Source organism: Bacillus cereus group sp. BfR-BA-01379, assembly GCF_022663605.1.
Lineage (GTDB): Bacteria > Bacillota > Bacilli > Bacillales > Bacillaceae_G > Bacillus_A > Bacillus_A mobilis.
In genome coordinates, this window is the sequence record NZ_JAKUFT010000175.1 from 1 (window position 1) to 802 (window position 802).

Here is an 802-nt window from a genome sequence, read left to right on the forward strand (position 1 = left end):
AAGCTAGTAAGATCCCTGAAAGATGATCAGGTTGATAGGTTCGAGGTGGAAGCGTGGTGACATGTGGAGCTGACGAATACTAATAGATCGAGGACTTAACCATATAATATGAAGCAAATGTTATCTAGTTTTGAGGGAACATAAAAAACTTGTTGACTTTTAAAGTGAATAAGTTATAATAATGATTGTCTCAAAAGAATAATGTCTGGTAATGATGGCAGAGAGGTCACACCCGTTCCCATACCGAACACGGAAGTTAAGCTCTCTAGCGCCGATGGTAGTTGGGACCTTGTCCCTGTGAGAGTAGGACGTTGCCAGGCAATATTATTCCGCAGTAGCTCAGCGGTAGAGCTATCGGCTGTTAACCGATCGGTCGTAGGTTCGATTCCTACCTGCGGAGCCATTGGAGAGCTGTCCGAGCTGGCCGAAGGAGCACGATTGGAAATCGTGTATACGTCACAAGCGTATCAAGGGTTCGAATCCCTTGCTCTCCGCCATAGGATTTATAATATTTGGCCCGTTGGTCAAGTGGTTAAGACACCGCCCTTTCACGGCGGTAACACGGGTTCGAATCCCGTACGGGTCACCACTTTGGAGGATTAGCTCAGCTGGGAGAGCACCTGCCTTACAAGCAGGGGGTCGGCGGTTCGATCCCGTCATCCTCCACCATATAAATTATATGAATAGTATTATCGCGGGGTGGAGCAGCACGGTAGCTCGTCGGGCTCATAACCCGAAGGTCGCAGGTTCAAATCCTGTCCCCGCAACCAAATGGTCCCGTGGTGTAGTGGTTAACATGCCT

General features: G+C 48.6%; 5 tRNA genes and 2 rRNA genes. All 7 read left to right on the plus strand.

Going from position 1 to position 802, the window contains the following annotated elements:
* Positions 1 to 103 (plus strand): 23S ribosomal RNA (locus tag MR113_RS27245); the annotation flags it as partial.
* 101 nt (positions 104 to 204) lie between these two features.
* Positions 205 to 320, plus strand: a 5S ribosomal RNA gene (gene rrf / locus MR113_RS27250).
* An 8-nt stretch (positions 321 to 328) separates the two neighbouring features.
* Positions 329 to 403 (plus strand) — tRNA-Asn (locus MR113_RS27255).
* A 2-nt stretch (positions 404 to 405) separates the two neighbouring features.
* Positions 406 to 497 (plus strand) — tRNA-Ser (locus MR113_RS27260).
* Between the two features lie 17 nt (positions 498 to 514).
* Positions 515 to 589 (plus strand) — tRNA-Glu (locus MR113_RS27265).
* 4 nt (positions 590 to 593) lie between these two features.
* A tRNA-Val gene (locus tag MR113_RS27270) sits at positions 594 to 669 on the plus strand.
* A gap of 24 nt (positions 670 to 693) precedes the next feature.
* Positions 694 to 770 (plus strand) — tRNA-Met (locus MR113_RS27275).
* Positions 771 to 802: the final 32 nt, after the last annotated feature.